Here is a 22434-nt window from a genome sequence, read left to right on the forward strand (position 1 = left end):
ATTTTTCATGCCCTATCTCAGCCAGCCCCAGCTCGAAGCCATGGGCTTCAGGAAGCTGGGCAAGAACGTCAAGATCAGCGACCGCGCGAGCGTCTACGATGCCCCTCAAATGGAAATCGGAGACCACGTGCGCATTGATGATTTCTGCGTGGTCTCGGGCCGGATCGTTTTCAACAGCTACATCCACATCGCGCCGCTTTGCCTCGTGGCCGGGGGCGAGAAGGGGATCGTCTTCGACGATTTTACGGGCATGGCCTACGGCGCTTTTGCCTTCACGCAATCGGACGATTACACCGGCAAGACGCTCACCAATCCCACGGTCCCCGACGAATACAAGAACGAAACCAAGGCCCCCGTGCATTTCAAAAAACATTCCGGCCTCGGCGCCAAGGCCATCGTGTTTCCGGGCGTCACGCTCGCGGAAGGCACCGCGGTCGGGGCCATGGCGATGGTGGTGCACAGCACCGAGCCTTGGGGAATCTATGTCGGCATTCCGGCCCGGCGCGTCAAAGAACGTCACCGAGATCTCCTTGAACTCGAAAAAAAATTCCGCTCCCATCCCGTTTAACAAACCCCATCTTTCCGGCAAAGAGATTTCCTTCATTGCCGAAGCGGTCGCGGCGGAAAAGCTCGCGGCCGAGGGCGATTTCACACGCCGCTGCAATGCGTGGTTCGAAAAGCGGCTGAGCGTCAAAAAATCCCTGCTCACGCATTCGTGCACGGCCGCGCTCGAAATGGCGGCCCTCCTGGCCGGGGTCGGGCCGGGCGACGAAGTGATCCTGCCGTCTTTTACCTTTGTCTCCACCGCGAACGCTTTCGTGCTGCGCGGCGCCGTGCCGGTCTTCGTCGACATCCGCGCGGACACGCTCAATCTGGATGAAAAACTTGTCGAAGAGGCCATCACTCCGCGGACCAAGGCGATTGTCCCGGTCCATTACGGCGGCGTGGCCTGCGACATGGAACGGATCCTGGACATTGCCAAGCGGCGCGACTTACGGGTGATCGAGGACGCGGCCCACAGCATTCTCGCGACTTATAAAGAGCGTCCCCTGGGTTCCCTCGGCGATCTCGGCTGCCTGAGCTTTCATGAAACCAAGCCGATTACGTCGGGACACGGAGGAGCGCTTCTTATTAATAATGAGAGCTTGAGAGAACGCGCGGAAATCCTGCTCGACCGGGGAACCGACCAGGCGCGTTTCCTGCGCGGCGAAGTCGATCACTACACCTGGCAGGACATGGGCTCCTGTTACGCGGCCAGCGAAGTGACGGCGGCTTTTCTCTGGGGTCAGCTGGAAATCGTTGAGGAAATCATCCGCAAACGGATGGCTGTGTGGAATGCGTATCACGAAGCGCTGCAGGCTTTGGAAGCCCAGGAGCGCCTGCGCAGGCCCGTCATCCCGGCCGCGTGCCGGCACAATGCGCATGTGTATTACGTTCTCATGCGCTCGGCCGAAGAACGCACGCGCGTCCTGAAAAAAATGCGTGACGAAGGCGTGGCCGCCGCGTTTCATTATGTGCCGCTGCACAGTTCTCCCGCGGGCCGGCGTTTCGGCAGGGCAAGCGGCCCGCTTTCGGTGACTTCCGACGCAGCCTCGCGCCTCATCCGCCTGCCTCTGTGGATCGGCGTGGATGCCGGCCGCGTCCTCGAGGCGCTGCGGCGCGCGCTCCCGCCGTAAAAGCCCATGCGAATCCTGCATTTTGCAAACGATGAAAAATTCATGCCGCTGGTCCGGAGCCTTTACGAAGAGGCGTTTCCGGGCGGGAACACATTCCTTTTCTGCGAACATCCTAAGCTTCCTCTGGAACCTTCGCCCGAACTGCCGCGCACGCGCACGGTGCCGCCGTCTTATTTCAGCTCCGAAGAATTGAGGCAGGAAGTCCGGAATTACGACGCTGTGGTGATTCACGGCATGCTGGCCGCGTTCGCCAGCGCGATCAAGAGGCTCCCTCCGGAAATCCTTGTCGTGTGGTGCGGCTGGGGATTTGATTATGCGCATCTTCTGACGGGCGGCAAGGAAGGGCTGTTGCTGCCGGACACTGCGCGGATTTGCGCGGACCTCCGGAACAGCCGGCGGAATTTGAAAGACTGGCTGAAGGCCCTGCTTCGCCTTGCGAAACGGGCCGCAGGCTCCCAGGCCGTCGGCGAGCCGCTGGTTTCCGTGGCTGGCCGGATCAACGTCTTCAGCGTTTTGCCGGTCGAAGAAGAGAATGTGCGCGGCGCCTTGCCTGCAATGCGGGCGATTTATCACGGCTTGCCGTATCAAACGACCGAGGATGTTTTGGAAAAGGGGCCTCCCCGCATGATGGGAAATGACATCCTGCTGGGCAATTCGGCCGCGGCTTCGAACAATCACGTCGACGCGTTGAAGCTCCTGCGGGAAACGGCGCAGGACCGGAACGTGATCGTGCCGCTGAGTTACGCGGATCCCGGCGGGCTTTATACGGCCCGGGTAGTTGAAGAAGGCGCGCGGCTTTTGGGAGACCGCTTCAAGCCGCTTACCGCATGGATGCCCATGGAACGTTATTTCGCGCATTTGTCGAACTGCGGCATCGTCATCATGAATCATCGCCGCCAGCAGGCGCTCGGCAATATCAGCGCCGCCTTGTACAAGGGAGCCAAGGTTTTTCTTCGGCCCGAGAATCCGGTTTACCGCTGGTATCTGGAAATGGGCATCAAACTTTTTCCCGTCACGGAGCTCGAGCAGCCGTCACCCGCGGCCTGGCAGGGCCTCGGCGAAGGGGACAGGGAGGCGAACCGCCGGATCGTCGGCGAATTCTGGAAACGCGGCCGCGCGTTGAAAGCCATCCGCGATCTCGAATCCCTTCTCAAAACCCGCCGTTAGACCCTGTTGATATTATTTTATAACCATATATAAATAAAAGACTTACAATTAATTTTTGACGTGGATTGTAGATTGCTTTCCGGACAGGCATACTTTGTCTTGAACCCTAAAAAGACGGCATCAGAACTGTTCGGAAGCAAGCTTGATGGAAACCGATACGAAGATCCGCGAGTCCAAGATCCTGATCGTTGATGACGACATCAACATCGGGATGATGCTCGAAGAGACCCTCAAAGAGAATGAATTCTCCATGGTGCGGTACATTTCCGACTCGCGCCAGGTCGTCGAAGTCTTCAAGGAATACAAACCCGATCTCATCCTGCTCGATATCCGCATGCCGTACGTCGACGGCTTCCAGGTCATGGAACTGCTGAAAGAATTCCGCCAGGTTTCTTTCGTGCCGGTTCTTGTCCTCACCGCCGAAGCGGACGAATCCATCTGCGTGCGCGCCCTCAGCGCCGGCGCCACGGATTTCCTGAACAAACCCATGAAAGTCACGGAGACTCTGGTTCGCATCCAGAATCTTTTGAAAGTGCGGCAGCTGCAGAAGGAATTGGAAAACAAAAAAGAGTTCCTGGAAGTGAAGGTCAATGACCGCACCGAGCAGCTCAAGCAGGCCGTGAAAGAAATCGACGCCATGCACCAGCAGGTGAAAGAGGCCTACCTCGAGACGATTTACAGCCTGACGCGCGCCACCGAATACAAAGACGAAGAAACCGCAAGCCATGTGAAGCGGCTCAGCCTTTATTCCGCCGCGCTCGGCCGCGCCGCGGGCCTCAGCGAAAACGTCGTCGAGCTGCTGCTTTATGCCAGCCCCATGCACGACATCGGCAAGATCGGAATCCCGGACAAAATCCTTTTCAAAGGCGAGGCGCTGACAGAAGAAGAATGGAAGATCATGAAGAAGCATCCTGAGATCGGCTACGACATCCTGAAAAGCGCGCATGCGCCTGTTTTAATTCTCGGCGCCTCCATCTCACTCCATCATCACGAGCGCTGGGACGGCTCCGGTTATCCGCGCGGTCTGAAAGGGGAGCAGATTCCCATTGAGGGCCGGATCCTGCAGCTCGTTGACGTGTACGACGCACTGCGCAGCAAACGGCATTACAAGCCGGCCTTCGATCATGAGAAGGCCTGCAAGATCATTCTGGAAGGCGACGGCCGCGTCATGCCCGGACATTTCGATCCCAAACTCATCAATATCTTCAAGACGACGCACATGGAATTTTGCCGCATCTTCGAAGAAAATAAACACTAAGCCGCATTAGACAAGCCCGCCCGAATCCCTATAATGGAGCGTCCTTTCTTCCACCGTCTGTCATTCCGCCCGGAGAGGCGATGAGCGAATCGAAAAAAGTTAAAGCCGCGGTGTTTTACCTCGGCTCGTTCGTGCAGGGGCTGTGCCTCATTCTTCTCCCGGGCTCCAGCTTTGTCCTGAAATCGCCGGATTTTTCCGGGATCACGGACCCGCAGTACGGCCTGGTTTTTCTTCCTATGGTGCTGACGGCCGCGGCCTGCACGCTGGCCTTTGCCCGTCTCGAAGCCGTGTTCAAAAGGCCGCGTCTTTTTTACGCGGGCTATTTCGCGAATCTTCTCTTTCTGATTTTCCTGGGCCTGGTGCGCCTGACCCCGCATCGCAACATGGCAAGCTTCGGCCTTCTGCTCACTGCCAATTTTTTCCTCGGCCTGGGCTTCGGCCTTTTTTTCACGGCCATGAACCTCTACATCGTGGATCTTTTTTCCGCGCGGCGCGACGCGCTCCTGGCCGGAATGCATGCTTTTCTCGGCATCGGCGCCGCGGTATCGCCGCTTCTCGCCGGCCATTTTATCCGGCAGGGGAATTGGCCCGCGTCCGTCTCGGTCACGCTTCTCGCGCTGATTCTCGTGGGACTCGCCTGCCGCCTGACGCACGCTCACCGCATGGGGCCTTTGTCCGGCATCGTGTCCCGGCCGCCCGTGCCTCCGGGGCCCTTTCCGGCCGGCGCGCGGCTTTTCCTCGTGACGGTTTTTTTCTACGGCATCGTCGAATCCACGATCGGCAACTGGTCCGTGACTTACCTGAATCAGGACAAAGGATTTTCCGAAGGCGCGGCGCTGGCGTGCCTGTCGGTTTTCTGGTTCTCTTTGACCGCGGGGCGCCTGGCCGCCGCTTTTTATGCCGCGCGCTTTGAGCCGCTGCCTCTTTACCGGATCTCGCCGTTCCTGATCATGGGGGCATTGGCCGCAAACCTGGCCAACCGCGAGGAGGCCCGCGTACTCTTGATCTACGCGGCGACGGGCTTCGGATGCTCTTACTTTTTTCCGCTCTCGATCAGCCTTTCCACGCGCTTTTACGATCGCTGGCGCGACACGCTGGCCGGCGGCTGCGTGGCCGCGCTCATGCTCGGCGTGGGCGTGGGCAGCTCGCTCGCCGGATTTTTGAGGGACAGGGGATGGATGAACCTGGACCAGACTTTCATGGCGGCCCTAGGCTGCGCCGCCGTCGTGGCTGTTCTTGCCTGGATCCTGAGTACAAGCTCCCGTCCCGCCTGAGCTTCGAGCGTTTTCCCCGATGTCACACGCTTTCCGGGGCAGGATTTTTCCTTGACATCAGACAAAATCTGAATAAGATTCTGTCCTATTAGTCATGAATCTGAATAGTGCCGTTCGCGGCGAATCCCTCAAGGAGCAAGAAATGAAAGTGTCCCGTTTTCTTAAAGGTCTCACCGCAACCGCTGTTTTCATGGTCGGAGTTTTGAGCGCCGCCGAGGCCCATACCCGCTACTATACTTTTACCGAACAATACCGCACGATCCCGCAGAACCAGTTTGAAATCGAACAGTGGACCAAGCTCGACGTTCCCAACCGCCACGCTACGAATGAAAACAAGTGGAAATACCAGACCGAGCTCGAGTACGGCATCACGGACCATTGGACGATCGCGCATTACGAATTCTGGGAAACCCAGAACGTGATCGGCAACGACGACGCCACCGGTTATGGCGGTTTCAAATTTGAAACCAAATACCGCATCGGCGAAAAAGGCAAGTACTGGGTCGATCCGTTGGTTTATCTCGAATGGGAAACCGAGCCGGGAGAAAACAATCCCAACACGATCGAAGGCAAGATCGTCCTCTCCAAAGATCTCGGCGATCTGAACGTGACCTACAACCAGATCCTGGAATCGCAGCTTGGCGAAGACGGCCGCACCGAGCCCGAGTTTGCGTTTGCCGCGAGCTACGCGGTGCCCGGCGGCTTCCGCCCGGGCGTGGAATTCACCGGCAATTATTGGGAACCCGGAACGCGCCGCAATGAGCTTGCGCTTGGGCCGTCCCTGGCCTGGGAAGGCAAGTACTTCTGGCTCGCAGGCAGCGTGGTTTTCGGAATCAATCATGCCGCGGACGATGTCCAGGCCAACGTGGTGGTGGGAGTTCCTCTCTGATGAAATCGCTGAGGCGCTTTTCTCGTTTTCTTTCCGCGGCCGTGATCGCGGGCGCGTTTTTCGCCGCGGCGCCGCTGCAGGCCGCGGCCTCGAAGCCGGCCCTTTTTCACAAAGGCATGGATTGCCCGGTCATGCCCGGGGAAAAGGTGAAGGAAAAATTTTACGCCGACTACAAAGGCCAGAGGATTTACCTCTGCTGCCGCAGCTGCGTCCGCAGCTTCAAGCGTAACCCGGAAAAGTATCTCGCCCGAATGGCTGCTGCGCAGCACTCGTAAGCCGTTTTTCTCCTCATCCTGAGCGCATCCCAAACCCCCAGGACCGCCGCCTAGCATTCTTGATCACCTGCAATCAAGCCCGCATTCGCGCCTTCCTTAATTTGAGAAAAGCCGCCCCTGCGGGTACCTTTTATCAAACCCGGCGCAACGGCCAAACGGGTTTGCGTGACCGGATGACTTTCTTCTCCTACAACCGTCGCCGCGCTCCTCGACAAACGGCCCTTTTCTTGCTATTTACCTTCGGGCTTTTGCAAAGTCCGCCTCCGGTCCGCGCGTTTTCCGCCGCGCCTTCTTCTTTCTCGATCCCCATGGAACTCGGCACCGTGGAAGAATCCGTCCAGCGCCCCGGCGCCAAAACGATTTTGTATCTCCAGGACGCGCACGACTGCCTCGAAGCCCAGGAAAATATCGCGAAGATCATCGGCGGCCTGGTGGAAAAGGGGGGTGTCCGCACGGTTTTCGAAGAAGGCTACGAAGGCCCCGTTCCCACGGATGCTTATTTCCAAAGCATCGCAGCGCCGCTCAAACGGCAGGTTTCTTACTTCCTCATGGACAGGCTGCGCCTCAGCGCCGCGGAATACGCGCATGTCAACCGATCGAGCGATTTCAATCTCATTGGAGCGGACAATGCCCGTCTTCACGCGGAAAACATCGCCTGGTACCGGAAAAACGCCGCGCTCCAGAGCGGCGTGCGCGAGGATCTCTCGGCGCTCCAGGAACAGGTCCGGAAATTGATGAAGAAATTTTATCCGGAAGAAGCGGTGCTGTGGGTGCGTATGCGGGACCGTTTTCACGCCGGCGAGATGGAGCTGCTGGAGTACCTCCAAAGCACGGACGCCCTTTTTGCGAAACAATTTCCCCGCGAGGAAATGGCCGCGCGCTATCCGCGCCTTTCGCTCGTTCTGGAAGGGAAAACGCCTTCTCCGGAAGCCCTGCGTAAACTCGAAGATATCGAGGCTCGGGACTTTTTCACGGAAATCGAAGCGTGGGAAACGGCCATCGCCGGAAATGTTTTGACCGGCGCGGAACAAAAACAGATTTTCGAATACCATCGCGATCTGGACCTGCTGGCGCGCCTCTCGGAAGTCAAAGTGTCGCCGCTGGAATTCGAGGCCTCGAGTGCGGCGCTCGAAAGGCTGCGGACGCAGGCGTTCGCGGATTTCACGGCGCGCCTTCTCGGCCAATCGGTCGTGCTTTCCAGCAAATGGGAAGGCCTGGTTACCGCCGCTTCCGCGTTTTACCGGACCGCGGAGAAGCGCGATGAAGCGCTGCGCGGCAGGCTCGAAGCTTTCAAGCGCGGTCCCGCGCAGTCGGCCGTGATTGTCTTCGGCGGCTTCCACAAAAACAACATCAAGCGCCTCCTCGAAGAACTCGGCTTTTCTTACCAGGTCGTCGCGCCGAAGATTTCCGGCTCCGACGCCGTCCATGAAAATTATTACCGGCAGCTGATGACGTCGCAGGAAAGCCCGTATGATTTCGAAAAGGCCGCCACGGCCGTGCCGCCAGAGCGCATGATCTCGATTTTCAGTCCCGCCCAATTCCAGACCGTCCAGCTTCCCGCGATCAAGGCCGCCCTGGCCTTGGAAGCTTCGAAATCCGAATTGCGTGCGGACGAAACTCCCGAAGCAATCGAGCAGACGAACCGGGGCGTCATTCTCGAAGCGCGCGGGATGCTGAGAGCCATGCAGGACTACAGCGATGAGCATTTCCCCCGGCTCAACAGGCTTTCCGGGCGAGAACGCGACGACAACGAATGGCGTTTTGTTCTGTACGGGCATCTGTATGTTTTTCTGGAGATTTTTTCGAGATACCGCTTCGTTGGAAGGGACGGCAAACGGTACAAGGTCAGCGGGGGCGTGATCACGCGCTCGCTTTCCGGCGACGAAGAGCTGACTGTCGTGGTGAATTTAAGCTATGAAGGCCAGCATGCGGCGCAGTTGAAATTCGAAATTTCCATGGCGGGCGGCTTCAGCGTGACACCGGCGCTGTTCGTCAAGCCGGAGCATGCGGCCAACGGCCTGGGCGCGCAGGCCTACGCGCTTTTGCGGGAAATTACTCCCGCGGGGATGCTTATGGAGCTGAACGGAGACATCCAGAATATCCCGACGCTCGTGAAGCTCGCCGCCGCTCTGCCGCCGGAAGCGCGCGCTGAAGTGCAGCCGATCCTGGACAAATACCAGGCGCTCCTGGAAAAGGGGGCCGATACGGACAAGCAGCCCGAAAGAACGGGGCAAATGCAGGAGTCGGAAGCGCTGGCGAGAAATCTCGCCAAAGCCCTGCGCGCGGGACACGTACTTCCCGAAGAGATCGTTCGCTCGACGAAACTCGCGCAGGCGCGGCTGAAATATTTTTCGCCGGACCTCGAGTTGAAGAAAATCGAATCCCCATACAGCCTGCCCGGCTACGTCAGCCGTTACACCGCGCCGCAGGACACGCCCATGCCGGACACCGCGATTTCCCGCGGAAAAATCCTGGCGGTCAAAGAAAAATATTTCAAGAGCGAACTGCGCATGGTGGCCGGCATGAAGGCGCTCATCAAAGAGCAGCGCATGCTCAATCCCGGCTTTAAAGATGAGTCGCTGACCAAGTTCAATCTGACCGGTATTTCGGCCTGGACGAGTCATTTTCAGTTCGAAGAATCCGCGCGCCGCATGCTCGAGGCCGATATGGAAAAACGGATCGCGCAAAAAATCGCGCAGGGCGACCGGTCCATGACGTTTGCCTCATTCGGCCTGGGCCTTCCCATGATCGAACCCCAGGACGTCCTGAAAAGCTTCTACACGGTGCTGAAAAGCCCGCGTTTTGCCGCGGCCGGCGAAAAGCCGTCGGGTTGGAAGGTGCGCTATTACGGTTTCGATTCGCAGGCGCTTTTGATTTATGCCAAAAGGACTTTTGACGAACTGGAAAGAGGGGAGAGACTGGCGGACATCGGCCTCGAAAAATCCGAGTTTGTGACGGGCATGCTCAAGGCGAAAGCGGTGAAGATCAACCTGTATGATTATGACCAGATGCGGCCCCTCGTGCGCCATGCAATGGGAAAGAGGAAAGCCGATTATCTTTTCCAGCGCAACGTCAGCTATGCCAACAGCCATGCCGCTTATTTGAAGTCACCGTCGCCGGACGACTTGCACTATCTGGCGACGGCCTATCTTTCCACGCGCAATCTTCTTCTCGCCGCGGCCAAACCCGGCACGCGGTATATCCTCGAAGCCACAGAGTCTTCGACGATTTTTGGATTTATGGGACTCACTCCCATGGACGCCAAAGACCTTCTGCCGGACTGGAAGCCGGAAAAAGAAGAGTCGTCGCGCAGTTACGGGATGTATTGGGTGGGGAATCCGGAAGCGGTCCTGCGCTCCGAGAAGAAGCGGACGGCGGCGCGCGATTTTTATGCCGCGATCCAGCGGGCTTCGGGACATTCTGAGCTCCGCTTCGATCCCGGCCTGGGAGATATCGACCGCGCCTTGAAACGTTTGAAAACGCCCGTGGCCGTCTATCTCGATTACCAAGACCTCTCGGACCGTTTCTGGGACCGGGATAGAAACGCATGGAACGCGCAGGGGCTGGAGATTTTCACGATGGCTTACCGGTATCACGAAAAAGTAAAGCTGGTGATTTACGGCGCGGACTTGGCCGATGCGCGCCTGAAGCCTTTCCGCGAATTGAGCCGGCGCTTCCGCAATGTGTGGATCCTGTCGCAGGGCGGACAGGCGGCTTTCGACGAGACGCGCGGGCTCCGGAGTTTCCAGAAGGCTGTCAGCGTCCATCTTTCGAAAGATAATGCGCGGGTCCGCGCGGAATTTCTCAAGCGGACCCAAAGCGATCTTTATTTCTTCCGGTATGCTTCGGCGGACGCGGAGGCGGGACTTCTGGCCGCGGCGCTGCTTTGGACCCAATATGAAGAAGCTGGCCGCGTGCTGCCGGGAATCGGGCGGGATTCCCAGGGCTTTTTGACGATCGTCGACGACGCGCTCCGCGGCCTCGTGAGGGAATTCGAAGCGCGGCTTGTCGTGTCCATGGCGGCGTAAGAGACAGCGGATTTCCTTCCTGTGATAGAATAGGCCTGATGCGATTGGCCCAAGGCCGCGCAGAAAAGGAAACCATGACCGAAACATTCCTCTACCATCCGCCGCTTGTCCATTTTCCCATCGCTTTTTCATTCCTGGAGTTTTTACTCCTCGTCCTGGGCCGCGTCAAAAAGAATGACGAATATTTCCGGTTCGCTTTCCTGACCTTCGTGCTCTGTCTCCTGAGCCTGCCGTTTGTGGTCGGCGCCGGATTCGTGGATCTCGGAGGCTTTGCCGGGCTGCGCAATGACCGGGTCCAGAGGCATGTCTTTTCCGCCCTGACCTTCGCCGTGATCAACCTGATCCGCATTCCCCGCTGGCGCCAGGCCCGGCAAAATCCGGGCGCTTCCTGGGCAAGCCTTGCCGCGGGGGCCGCGGCCTCGGCCCTTCTGGCCGGCTTGACGGGCTATTTCGGCGGATTCCTGATCGATTAGTACGGACAGCGGCGGTTCTAGCAATTACCTTCATCCGGAATCAGCCTCGCGTTTATGTGCGCTCGCCCTTGAAGAGCGCCGCGGCGCGGGGTATTTTTTTTCCAAACCCGCCCGCATCAATTTTCCAGCCGGGTTTTTTTGAGTCATGGCGAAACGTCTTCCAACCTCAGCCGGCTCAAAAGGGGACAAGACCTCTCTTCCTTCTTACTCCGAGACTTTTTCAAAGCCCGCGGCTTCCTTTCTTTTCTCCCACGATCAGCCCTTTTCCAATCCAGCCTTTCCGGCATCCTTCCCAACCGCCGTGCTGGATTGGAAGAGGCTGGCAAGGGATGTCACGGAAGCAGGCGCGGCTGCCGATATTTAAGAGCATCTAACAAAGTCCCTCGGAAGGAACCATGAACCTCATGTTTCGGACATTTTGGATCTGGCTGGCCGCGTGCCTGGGAAAGAAAAGGGGCATGCTCGAGACGTCGGTGCTGCCCATGACCGTTCTGCCCAACGATCTGGACATTTTTTTGCACCTCAACAACGGGCGCGCGCTGCAGGTCATGGACCTGGGCCGCTTCGACCTCATCCTCCGCAGCCCGCTCCAAAAAGCCATGAACGAAGGAAAATGGACACCGGTCGTCGGCTCGACGCTTGTCCGGTACCGCCGGCCCATGCATCTCTTCGACCCCTACCTGCTCAAAACCCGGATCGTGTGCTGGGACGAGAAATGGATTTACCTGGAACAGCGGCTGGAAAGAAAGGGCGATGCCGCGGTCGTCGGATTCATCAAAGGCACTTTCGTCGGAAAAGACGGCGCGGTGACTCCCGCCGAAATTTTCGCCGCGGCCGCGCCCGGTCTCTCTTCTCCTCCGGTTCCGGATTTCATCCTGCGCTGGAACGAAACCGAATTTCTCGCGAAAAAGAAAAACCCCGACTAAGTTTTTCCTGCGTCCCGCCGATACATCCTTTCAATCTTTATAAATTGTCTTATTTTTTTCGGGACCATGAGAAATTTTTTCCTTAGTTGTCTGCTCCTGTCCCTTTTTATTCCGCGCGCTGCCGGCGCGGACGAAGGCATCAGCGAAACGGACGCATCCTATCTTAAATTGATCGAAGCCGCGGCATTCCAGGGCTTCGAGCGCATGGTGGACCCTGCCACCGGCCTCCCCGTCGACGTGGCGGCCGTGGCGCAGGGCGGCCTTGTCCAGCGTCCGCGCGACACCGTTTTCTCCAAAACTTCCCCCGGACACATTGCCCTGCGCCTCTTCCAGCTCGTGCTCTCGAAGGAACGAGGCTATCTGACCGAATCGGAAACCTACGACCGCGCCTTCCTCATCCTCGACACCCTGGAAAGCATGGAGACCTATGAAGGCTTCCTTTATAACTGGTACACGCTTTCCGAAGATCCCCACCGGTCGCTCCGCGTCACGCTGAACCGGTTCGTCCCTTTCGAGCAAAACGGGCTTCTCGATGCGTCGCTGATGACGCTGGCGGGCGCGTACCCTGGCACGCCTCTGGCGCGCAAGGCCGCGACGCTCGTGGAACAGCGCCATTATGATTTTTTCCTTCCGAAAGAGGGGGACCGCTCGCTGCTGAAAAACGGTTTCGACGCGTCGTCCGGCAAGCTGTCGGAAGAAAATCATTTGTGCCTCAATGATCCCGGCCGCGTCGGAGTTTTTATCGCGGTGCTGAAAGGTGACGTGCCTCCGGCCGTGTGGTGGGCGCAGGAGCGGCTGGTGAAGCCTTACAAGGCGCGTTCCGGCGAGGAAATCCCGGTGATCATTTCGTGGACCGGCGGGCTTTCCGATTTCCTGCTGGCCGACGAGATCCTGGGCGGCGACAGGATTGCGCCGCTTGCCTTTGGCAGCAATGCCCGGAACGTGCTGAAAATCCAGAGGGACTGGGCTTCGCGCGTTTCCGACACCGGGCTTTGGGGATTTTCCGAAGGCCAGGTGCCCGAGCAGAACCGGTATGAATCCGCAGGCATCCCGCCGATCGCGCATCAGGACGATTCCGCGGATTTTGTCGTGCCTTATGCCACGTTTCTCGCGCTTCGCTACACTCCGGCGGAAGCCCTGAGAAACCTGAAGGCTATCATGCGCCGGTATCCGGCATGCCTGGGCAGGACTTACGGGTTTTGCGGCTCGCTCGATCCCGTGACCGGCATCGTGAACCGCAACATTCATGCGGGCGACAAGGGCATCGAAGTCCTGGCGCTGGGCAATTATCTCAGCGCGCTCGAAGGAAAAAAACAGACCGCGGATTATCTCTGGGCCTACTTCCGGGAAAAAGGATGGGAGAGAAAAGGCATGATGCTGCTCAAGGGCGAAGAAAAACATGCGGCTTTTCGCCAGGTTCGAGGCGTTTTGACCCCGGCCAAGACCGCGGCGGAACCTTCGCCGGCGCTCGATCTTCTGGCACGCACCCGCGACATCGGAACATTTTATGATCCCGACAATGCCAAGGCCTCCTACGACGTGGACGGCCGCGGGGACGGCAGGAAAACGCTCCGCGTGCGCTATGACGTGCGCCGGCGCTGGACTTATTCGGGCGTGTACATGAAATTCCCTGATCTCAATGCCGGAGCCTTCCAGGCGTTGCGCTTTCTGATCCGCGGCAGCGAAGACAAGGGATTCCCGAAGAGCGTGAAAGTGGAAATCAAATACCGCGGGAAAAGCGTGCAGTTCGAACGCGTGCCGCTTACCTCGAGCTGGCACAACGTGAAAGTGCGTCTGCCGCAGGAAAACAAGGCCTTTGACGAGATCGTGTTCGTCTTCGAGAATTCCGTGGCGGGAAAACACCCGCGCGGGGAAGTTTTGATTCAGTCGCTCAGCGTGAGCTAAGAGCACCTGACAAAACCCCGCTTGGCTGAAAACTCGCATGCCTGCGGGCTTTTTCGTTGCGCCGGCCAAAAAGTGCTCAGCGTACTGCATTGAGTACGCTTCCGCGCTTTTTGCCCGTCGCGTCTCGAATCCCTTTGGCCTGCGAGTTTTCGCTCTAACCAGGATGTTGTTAGTCGCTCTAGATCGGGCCGTAGGCCAGGCTTCGCACGATGAAGAACATGCCCAGCAGAATGCCCAGCACGCCGAGCAGCGTGAATCTTTTGCGAGGGCCGGGGACAGCGCGGTTCAGCACGGATTCGGCCGGGACGCGGGGATTGTAGTAAACGGGAACGGAAGTGTTGGGCGCGTAGGTCACGGAATGAGAATCGCCGTTTTGTTCCGTGTAATCGATTTCGAGGCCCTGCGGCGTTTCCAGGACACGATCGTAGGGCCCGCCGCTCAGGAAGACCTTGTGGCCCGTGTATTCCTTGCCGCTGGCGGTGTAACGGTATTCGACGTGAGGAAGCGCGGCTTCACCCTTCTTCTCGACCGCAGCCGTGATCAGCGTGCCGGGCGCCTCGGTCCACGTCTTGACGAAATCCGTGATGCCCGCGGCCTGGTTTCCGATGTTCAGGAAGCAGATCCCCACCGAGGCCAGCGCGAGACCGATGATGAAGAGCGAAATGGCGATTCCTTTCTGATTATGAAGAGAAATGCGCATAAGGGTCCGGGATTTTCAAATATCCGCTTCTAGTATCGGAAACAGGGCCTGGGAACTGGATAGGGGAAATTCCGAAAAACAGCGCCGGAAATCCCGGGGTTTATCGGACTCCGGGGGCCGATATGGTAAGATAGAAGAAAACTACCGTTTTTAACCATCTTCTGGTAGAATCCGCGGCTTATGTCATCGCACAAGAGAAATAAAGATATCCGGAACGTCGCCATTATCGCCCACGTCGACCACGGCAAAACCACACTTGTCGACGCCATCCTGAAGGCCACCAACGCCTATGAATTTAAAGAAGGCGAAATCACGGTCATGGACTCCAACGAACTGGAGCGCGAGCGCGGCATTACCATTTTTTCGAAGAATGCCTCCTGCACCTACAAGGGCGTGCAGATCAACATCGTCGACACGCCGGGCCACGCGGACTTCGGCAGCGAGGTCGAACGCATCCTGAAGATGGTGGACGGTGTGCTGCTCCTCGTCGATGCCATGGACGGCCCCATGCCGCAGACGAAATTCGTGCTGAAAAAGTCTCTTGAGCTTCACCTGAAGCCGATCGTCGTCGTGAACAAGATCGACCGCCCGAACGCGCGTCCCCACGAAGTGGTGGACATGACCTTCGACCTTTTCTGCGAACTCAACGCTTCCGACGAACAGCTGGATTTCCCGGTGGTGTTCGCCTCCGGCAAAGACGGCGTGGCGATCATGAACCTCGAAGACGAAAAGAAAGACCTTACCCCGCTGCTCGAAACGATCCTGCATCGCGTATTGCCGCCCGTCGCCGACGAAGATCAGCCGCTGCAGATGCTCGTCACCATGCTCGACTACGATTCGTACGTGGGGCGCATGGCCATCGGCCGCATCGCCAACGGACGCCTCGCGATGGGCGACAACGTGGCGCTGGTCAAGCGCGACGGCTCGCTCGAACGCGGCAAGATTACCAAGATCCTGAAGTATCGGGGCCTCACGCGTGTCGAGGCGCAGGCCGCGGGCGCCGGCGAGATCGTCTGCGTGGCGGGCATCGAACATCCCAAGGTGGGTGAGACCATTGCGTCTCCCTCCGATCCCAAGGCGCTGCCGCTTCTCAAAATTGACGAGCCCACGATCTCCATGAATTTTTCGCATAACACCAGCCCTCTTGCCGGTAAGGACGGCGGCCGGTTCCTGACGTCGCGGCACATCCGCGAGCGCCTCGAGCACGAGGCTATGATGAACGTCGGTTTCAAGATCGAGGAAGTCGAAGGCGGCGAACGCTTCAAGGTTTCGGGGCGCGGCGAACTCCATCTTGCCATTCTTATCGAGACCATGCGCCGTGAAGGGTATGAACTGGAAGTCTCCCGTCCCCAGGTCATTTTGAAGGAAATCGACGGCGAGACGCTGGAGCCGGTAGAAAAAGTCTTCATCGAAGTCGAACCTCAGTATCAGGGCGTCGTCATGCAGGAAATGGGCGAACGCCGCGCCGACATGATCAACATGATGAACACCTCGACGGGGACGCTCCGCCTCGAGTATGTCATTGCCTCCCGCGCGCTGATCGGCTTCCGCAGCAAGTTCCTCACCATGACGCGCGGCACGGGCATTGTGTATCAGACCTTCCTTGAGTACCAGAAGTACAAGGGGGCGCTCAAGGAGCGTCAGTCCGGCGTGCTCATTTCTCAGACCGCCGGCGGGGCCGTGGCCTACGCGCTGTGGGGCCTGCAGGAACGCGGCGAGATTTTCGTGAAAGTGGGTGATGACCAGTACGAAGGAATGATCGTGGGTGTTAACAACAAGGGCCACGACCTTGTCGTCAACTCGATCCGCGAAAAGAAGCTGACCAACATGCGTTCGGCCGGCGCCGACGAGGCGATCCAGCTCATCCCGCCCCGCGAGATGACGCTCGAATTCGCGCTCGAATTCATCGCCGACGACGAGCTCGTCGAAATCACGCCGAAAAACATCCGCCTGCGCAAGCTGTACCTGACCGAAAACGACCGCAAGCGTTTCGCCCGCACGCAGCGCGCCGAATAATTTCTTGCACTTGCCGCCCGGCGAGTTAGAATAACCCATCCCTGAAAGTCCCGGAGAACCATGCTGAATTATAAGAAAAAACTCCTGGAACCTTCCCCGGCAAGAGAGGATCAAAAAACCTCCGCGCCAGCCGCTCCCGCGTCCGCGCCTGAAGTCAATCTGGATGAACGGCTGGCCGGCCTGCGCAAAGATCTGCTGCGTGATCTCGAAGCCGACCTTCAAACGCTCAAAGAAAAACGTCCGTCCCGCGCGGTGCCCAGCCGTTTTCTGCTCATCGCAGGCGCAGGGCTTATCGCGCTTCTTTGCTCGCTCGGCGGAGTCTGGGCCGGCATTGCGTGGATGGACGCGCGGCTGAAGCCGGACTGGCAGAAGGAATTTGGGGAGCTCGAGCGCCAGGCGTCGCTCAAACTCGACCGGTTCATGACGAGCCGCGAAATGCAGGTGCTGATCGAAGACAAAGCGCGGTCGCATGCCGAAGATTACGCCGTGAAAGCCGCGGACGAGCAGGTGGGAAAAATCCTGGCCCCGCTCTCCGAAAAAGCATCGCAGGAAATCGAAAGGCTGGGGGCCGAAAGCAGCCGCGCGCTTACCGCCGTGCAGGATCTGGAAGCGTTTGAGCTTCTCGTGGTCCAGGCCAAAAACGACGACCGCCAGGCCTTCGAGCGGCTCCTTGCCGTGTCCCGCGACCGCAGCCACAAATTCCGTGAAATTGCGGGACAGGCCGTGGCGCAGATTTTCCTCGAGGCGGATTCTCGGGACCGCAGTGCCAGAACCGCCGATGCGCTGGATCCGGTGAAAAGCAAAGCCTACCTTTCGTTCCAGGATTTCAAGACTTCGTACGAAGGAGTCATTCCGTTGCTGCGGCCAAAAATGCTTTCCATGTTTTGGGACAGCACGCAATTCAGCGAGGAACAGAAACTCGGGTTCCTGGCTTCGGTCATCCGCTCAGATAAAAGCCTGATGGCGCTGGTGAGGGCCTGTACGCTGATGGACAAAAAAGCGCAGCTCCACCGGCCTTTCACCGCCTACGACAAGTACCTGGAATGGTGGGACTCGAGCAAAGTCTTTTTTGAACAGCAGGCTGCCGCGGCCCCTGCCGCCGCTCCCGCCCCGCAGAGCCAGGACACTTCCGTGCCCGTGCGGGTCAATGCGACGGCGCGTAGAACCCCCGCCAACGCCAAGCCCCGACTTTGATCTGCCTCCCGCTATATAAATAAGGAAGGCCCTGCTTTCCGTAAATGACTCCAAACGGCACACATGTCTAAAAAACCGGATCAAGTCGCGGTTTTAAGGGCTTACTTCTTAAATTCCCTCCGACTTTCTTATGTCTTTAAGTTACGCCGGTTTAGAACCGCATCCGCCCTTTGGTTTTGTCCCTTTCTGGACGATACTTTTTTTGTAATGCTTCACTCAACCCAGTTACACTTTGAGTAGAGAAGCAGGCCCGGTTCCGCTTAAGGGGACAGAGTCCGATAAGCAAGAGCCGGGGGAAAAGGGAGGGGCCCATGAAAAAGATCGCGTTGTTGTTGGTCGTGTTGTTGGTTGCGGGATCCGCGTCCGCTTGGGCGGGGATATGTCCCAAGACTGACAGTTGGATCAAAGGCAAGGTGGATTCCACGCAGTACGTCGTGAAGATGGGAGGCATGATGCTGGATGGTGTTAACCGCATCGTCGCGGCACCGTTCGACCTTCTTTATCACCCGGTCCAGGATATATTTGTAGATAAGCATTACGGGACCGGGCTCTTCACCGGATTGGGAGAGGGCTTGTACCATGGCGTCGAAGGCATTCTGATCGGCGCTTGGAACATTGTTTCTTCGCCCGTTCCCAACTACCACGGCGAAACGACGGACCATGTCCACTCGATTCTGCCGTGCACGAAAGGCGCGACCGCGTAATTCCAGGTTTCACACGGGGGCCGGCCGAAACCGGCCCCCGTTTTTTATTTCCCCCCGCAATTAAGTTTCCCCTGAACCTGACGTATCCTAAAGATAAACCATTTCCCAAACAGGCTTCTTTCTTACCTTAAACGCTCGGCCGGACCGAAAAGGATCTTATGGACAGCTCTCATCCTTCCCGCGAAATGCCCGTCATCGACCGTCTTTCCAACCCCTCCAGGAGCCTTTGGAAGTCGCTCGATCGGTGGGTTTACAAAGACGAAGAAGAGTACCTGGAAAATCCCGCGCTCCCGATGGAAGAACGAGTAGCCCTCGTTCGCGGGCTGAACGGCGTCAATCGCCGGTCCGGATATTTCAGGATTTTCCTTTCCGAATTGGAAGCCCTGATCATGGAGCTGCCGCCGGAAAAGAGAAGCCCGTCCCGGCCTTTGAAAATTCTGGATATCGGCGTGGGCGGCGGCGGACTGCTCGAAAGGATTTACGCCTGGTCGATTAAAAAAGAAGTTCCGGTGCAGCTTTTCGGGATCGACGTGGACAAGGATTTTCTCGACAAGACGCGGGATTATCTCGCGGAGAAGCAAGTGCCGGCCACGCTGATTCTCGGAAGCGGGCAGGACCTGAAGCCGCTGGAAGACCGGAGCATGGACATTGTGGTGTCGAGTTATGTCGTGCATCACGTGCGCGCGTTTGAAAAGCTCCGCGCGTTTTTCGACGAAATCCTGCGCGTGTCGAGGCTCGGCTGGATGATCGTGGACATGGAAAGGCGATTCTGGGGGCCTCCGTTCGCGTTATTCGGGGGCTATCTCTTCGGCGGCTCGACGCCGCTGGTCTGGGACGGCGTGAAGAGCATGCGCCGCGCGTACACGTCGGAGGAAATCAACGTGCTGCTGAATCAGGTTCAGAAAGCTTCCGCTTATCAGGGCATGCACTGCCAGCCGCATGCCTTTTTTCCATATTGGTTCGTGAAGGGGCTCAGGACGCCGTCGATCCTGGACAAGAAATTCGAGTTGGAGCCGGGCAAAAGCGCTTCGGCGGCGTGAGTCAGAATAAATTTTTTTGCGATTGGGAAATGGTCCTGCGGGAAGGGCGATGGATGCCTTTGCGCCAGCGGCTGACGGTCGCCGTGCTGACGCCGAATTGTTCCGCCACCGCGAGCGTGCCGAGCCTTTCGATCAGGCGGTCGAGATCTTTGGGCCTGCCGCTTTTCGGATCGTAGATTTTGAGAGAAGCGGGTTTGCGGGCGTCCATCCGTTTTTATTCTAAAACGCTTCCCGTGGAATGGCCAGCGATTCCTTTTTGCGCGAAAGACATGTAAAATAATACAAAGACGAGGTTTTATGCCGACGCCTGAAAAGGAAAAAAGCCTGCAGTCGCTGGGCATCACGCCCAAGGCGAAAGTCTACTGGAACCTGCCCCGCTCCGCGCTTTATGAAGAAGCCCTGCGCCGTTCGGAAGGGCTGCTTTCGCATGGCGGCACCTTCGTCATCAATACCCAGCCGTACACCGGCCGCCTCCCGAACGACAAATTCATTGTCTCCGAACCGGCGAGCCAGTCCAGGGTCAACTGGGGCAAGATCAACAAGCCCTTCGACCCCGCGAAATTCGAGGCCCTGAAAAAGCGCGTCTGCGATTATCTGGCGTCGAAAGACCTTTTCATCCAGGACCATTACGCGGGCGCGGATGAGCGCTACCGCATTCCGACTCGCATCGTTTCCGAGCGCGCGATCGCCGCTTTATTTGCCCGCACCATGCTGATCCGTGAAAAGAACAAAGAGAAGATGCTGAACCTCGTGCCTCAATTCACGATCCTGCACGCCCCCGGCTTCAAGGCCGCCCCCGCCCGCGACGGCACGCGCAGCGAAGCGTTCATCCTCCTGAACTTTGCCCAGAAAATGGTCATGATCGGCGGGACGTACTACCTGGGCGAAATCAAAAAATCCATTTTTTCGGTCATGAATTATTTGCTTCCGGAAAAAGGCGTGCTGCCCATGCATTGCTCCACCAATTACGGCCGCGACGAAAACGATGCCGCCATCTTTTTCGGGCTTTCGGGCACGGGCAAGACCACGCTTTCGGCCGCGCCGGACCGGACGCTGGTGGGCGACGACGAACACGGCTGGAGCGACCACGGCATTTTCAATTTCGAAGGCGGCTGTTACGCGAAGGTCATCAGGCTTTCCAAGGAAGGGGAGCCGGAGATTTTCGCGACGACCGGCCGCTTCGGCACCATTCTCGAAAACGTCGTGATCGATCCGGAAACGCGCGCCATCGACCTGAACGATGACTCGATCACCGAGAACACGCGCGCGACCTATCCCATCTCCCACATCCCGAACATGACCCTGAGCGGCCAATCCGGCCATCCGAAAAATATTCTGATGCTGACCGCGGACGCATTCGGCATCCTGCCGCCGGTTTCGCGGCTCACCAAGGAACAGGCCATGTACCATTTCATTTCCGGCTACACGGCCAAGGTCGCGGGCACCGAATCCGGCGTGAAGGAACCGCAGGCCACGTTCAGTCCCTGCTTCGGCGGGCCTTTCATGCCGCTGCCGCCGGCGGCCTATGCCAAGCTGCTCGGAGAGAAAATCACGAAGTACGACGTGCGCGTATGGCTGGTCAACACGGGCTGGAGCGGCGGCGCGTATCCAAACGGCAAACGCATGGATCTTGCCGTGACGCGCGCGATCGTGAAGGCCATCCTGGACGGCAGCCTTGCGAAAATCGAAACTCGGATCGACCCGCATTTCGGCCTGGCTGTCCCCATTGGATGTCCGGGCGTGCCGCCCAAAATCCTCGACCCGAAACTGACCTGGAAAGACCCCGCCGCTTACGAGAAAAAAGCCGGCGAACTGGCGCGCATGTTCCAGGAACATTTCCTGGAGCAATGCGGGCCGGAGCTGCGTTCGCTCACGGCCGTCGGCCCCCAAGTCTGATGAAGTCCCTGACCGAATACCTCACGTTCCAGACCAAGAACCGCCGCGAATACCTGAACATCACGCCGCAGGTCGAAGAGCTCGTGCGTAAGAGCGCGATCCAGGAAGGCCTTTGTCTTGTTAACGCCATGCACATCACAGCGAGCGTTTACATCAACGACGACGAGCCGGGCCTGATCCAGGACTTCGACGAATTTCTCGAAAAGACCGCGCCCTACGACGTCCAGAAATACCGCCACCACCGCACGGGCGAAGACAACGGCGACGCGCACCTGAAGCGCCAGCTCTTCGGCCGCGAGGTCGTGGTGGCCGTCACGCGCGGCAAGCTTGATTTCGGGCCGTGGGAACAGATTTTTTACGCCGAGTTCGACGGCAAAAGGAAAAAGCGCGTTCTCGTCAAAATCATCGGGGAATAAGACCGCTTCCCGGTCCGCCGCCGTCCCGACCTCGATTTTTTAAGCCGCTTTTCTTCGTTTCAAGATAAGATACTTGCATGGAAGTTTTACACGCTTTGTGGGCCTCCGGCCGCCTTCATCTTTGGATCGAGACTTCGACTTTTTCCGCGGCGCGGACGCGCAGGCCGGAAACCCAGGGCACGGCCCCGCATCCCGCCATGGTCGGCCATGCGTCGCTTCCCGAAGTCCTGGCGCGCCTTCCCGGCGTTTCATTTTCTCCCGATGTCCGCTATGAATCCCTGAAACTCTCCCTGCCTTCCGGACCCAAAGCGCCCCAGGCTTCGCCCGAGCTCGGCGGCCCGGACGCCGCGGCGGAGGAGATGAGATTCTGGAAGGTGGAAACCCTTTCCTTGAACGCCGCGGACGCCTTTCGTTTTCTGTCTTCGCCCGGCGAAGCGCCGGGACTGAATTTTGGTGCCTCGGTTCTTTTCTGGAAAGAAGCCGCGGCCTTTGCCTTGGGCCTCATCGAAAAAGGATGCTTTGCGCCCGCGGCCTCGGGGGCATGGAAGCCGGACCTGGAGGAGAGCGGCTTTGAAGCGCGCGATCTCCTTGCGCAAG

Annotated in this window: 20 protein-coding genes; 18 read left to right on the forward strand and 2 right to left on the reverse strand. The window is 58.3% G+C overall.

Translation table 11 applies throughout. From position 1 onward, the window contains the following. The first annotated feature begins 7 nt into the window (after positions 1-7). The 11 genes from VL688_00615 to VL688_00665 all read left to right on the forward strand — a co-directional run bounded on the left by VL688_00615 (position 8) and on the right by VL688_00665 (position 13871). Positions 8-568: an acyltransferase gene (locus tag VL688_00615; GenBank protein ID HTL46546.1), complete on the forward strand. Its 561-nt coding sequence runs from the start codon at positions 8-10 to the stop codon at positions 566-568. Continuing rightward, the gene (rffA, locus tag VL688_00620) at positions 531-1676 is read left to right on the forward strand and encodes a dTDP-4-amino-4,6-dideoxygalactose transaminase (protein HTL46547.1); all 1146 of its coding nucleotides are present in this window, start codon (positions 531-533) and stop codon (positions 1674-1676) included. Before VL688_00615 ends, rffA begins: the two co-directional genes overlap by 38 nt. Positions 1677-1718: 42 nt before the next feature. Continuing rightward, positions 1719-2843, forward strand: coding sequence for a TDP-N-acetylfucosamine:lipid II N-acetylfucosaminyltransferase (locus VL688_00625; protein HTL46548.1), 1125 nt, complete (start codon positions 1719-1721; stop codon positions 2841-2843). Positions 2844-2988: 145 nt separating this feature from the next. Further along, the gene (locus VL688_00630; protein ID HTL46549.1) at positions 2989-4101 is read left to right on the forward strand and encodes an HD domain-containing phosphohydrolase; all 1113 of its coding nucleotides are present in this window, start codon (positions 2989-2991) and stop codon (positions 4099-4101) included. An 80-nt stretch (positions 4102-4181) separates the two neighbouring features. After that, positions 4182-5375, forward strand: coding sequence for an MFS transporter (locus VL688_00635; protein ID HTL46550.1), 1194 nt, complete (start codon positions 4182-4184; stop codon positions 5373-5375). A gap of 142 nt (positions 5376-5517) precedes the next feature. After that, a complete protein-coding gene (locus VL688_00640) occupies positions 5518-6264 on the forward strand; it encodes a hypothetical protein (GenBank protein ID HTL46551.1) in 747 nt (248 codons plus the stop codon). Next, positions 6264-6539 (forward strand): hypothetical protein, encoded by a 276-nt coding sequence (locus VL688_00645; GenBank protein HTL46552.1) that lies wholly within the window; start codon positions 6264-6266, stop codon positions 6537-6539. Before VL688_00640 ends, VL688_00645 begins: the two co-directional genes overlap by 1 nt. A gap of 227 nt (positions 6540-6766) precedes the next feature. After that, positions 6767-10567, forward strand: a complete 3801-nt coding sequence (locus tag VL688_00650) for a hypothetical protein (GenBank protein HTL46553.1) — start codon at positions 6767-6769, stop codon at positions 10565-10567. Between the two features lie 74 nt (positions 10568-10641). Further along, complete coding sequence (locus VL688_00655) at positions 10642-11040, forward strand: DUF2231 domain-containing protein (protein HTL46554.1); 399 nt, start codon at positions 10642-10644, stop codon at positions 11038-11040. 395 nt (positions 11041-11435) lie between these two features. Further along, positions 11436-11966, forward strand: a complete 531-nt coding sequence (locus VL688_00660; protein ID HTL46555.1) for a thioesterase family protein — start codon at positions 11436-11438, stop codon at positions 11964-11966. 66 nt (positions 11967-12032) lie between these two features. Next, a complete protein-coding gene (locus tag VL688_00665) occupies positions 12033-13871 on the forward strand; it encodes a glucoamylase family protein (protein HTL46556.1) in 1839 nt (612 codons plus the stop codon). A 178-nt stretch (positions 13872-14049) separates the two neighbouring features. Here VL688_00665 and VL688_00670 read toward each other — a convergent pair whose 3' ends face one another. Next, positions 14050-14571, reverse strand: a complete 522-nt coding sequence (locus VL688_00670; protein HTL46557.1) for a DUF3592 domain-containing protein — start codon at positions 14569-14571, stop codon at positions 14050-14052. Between the two features lie 180 nt (positions 14572-14751). Here VL688_00670 and typA point away from each other — a divergent pair, with 180 nt between their 5' ends. The 4 genes from typA (at position 14752) to VL688_00690 (ending at position 19525) form a co-directional block, all read left to right on the forward strand. Beyond that, a complete protein-coding gene (gene typA, locus VL688_00675; GenBank protein ID HTL46558.1) occupies positions 14752-16587 on the forward strand; it encodes a translational GTPase TypA in 1836 nt (611 codons plus the stop codon). A gap of 60 nt (positions 16588-16647) precedes the next feature. Further along, on the forward strand, positions 16648-17781 hold the full coding sequence (locus VL688_00680) for a hypothetical protein (protein ID HTL46559.1): 1134 nt from the start codon (positions 16648-16650) through the stop codon (positions 17779-17781). A gap of 413 nt (positions 17782-18194) precedes the next feature. Beyond that, positions 18195-18485: a hypothetical protein gene (locus VL688_00685; protein HTL46560.1), complete on the forward strand. Its 291-nt coding sequence runs from the start codon at positions 18195-18197 to the stop codon at positions 18483-18485. Positions 18486-18643: 158 nt separating this feature from the next. Then, the gene (locus VL688_00690; protein ID HTL46561.1) at positions 18644-19525 is read left to right on the forward strand and encodes a class I SAM-dependent methyltransferase; all 882 of its coding nucleotides are present in this window, start codon (positions 18644-18646) and stop codon (positions 19523-19525) included. Position 19526: 1 nt separating this feature from the next. On the opposite strand, the gene VL688_00695 is transcribed toward VL688_00690, so the two are convergent. Continuing rightward, entirely contained in the window at positions 19527-19733 is a 207-nt protein-coding gene (locus VL688_00695) for a hypothetical protein (GenBank protein HTL46562.1), read from the reverse strand. Between the two features lie 89 nt (positions 19734-19822). Between VL688_00695 and pckA the strand changes: the two genes are divergently transcribed. The 3 genes from pckA to VL688_00710 all read left to right on the forward strand — a co-directional run. Continuing rightward, positions 19823-21421, forward strand: a complete 1599-nt coding sequence (gene pckA, locus VL688_00700) for a phosphoenolpyruvate carboxykinase (ATP) (GenBank protein HTL46563.1) — start codon at positions 19823-19825, stop codon at positions 21419-21421. Continuing rightward, positions 21421-21837 (forward strand): secondary thiamine-phosphate synthase enzyme YjbQ, encoded by a 417-nt coding sequence (locus VL688_00705; protein ID HTL46564.1) that lies wholly within the window; start codon positions 21421-21423, stop codon positions 21835-21837. Before pckA ends, VL688_00705 begins: the two co-directional genes overlap by 1 nt. A 77-nt stretch (positions 21838-21914) precedes the next feature. Further along, positions 21915-22434: hypothetical protein (locus VL688_00710; protein HTL46565.1), on the forward strand; the 520-nt coding region annotated here is incomplete at its 3' end.

This window comes from Verrucomicrobiia bacterium, assembly GCA_035495615.1.
In the GTDB taxonomy this organism is placed as follows: Bacteria; Omnitrophota; Omnitrophia; order Omnitrophales; family Aquincolibacteriaceae; genus DATJFP01.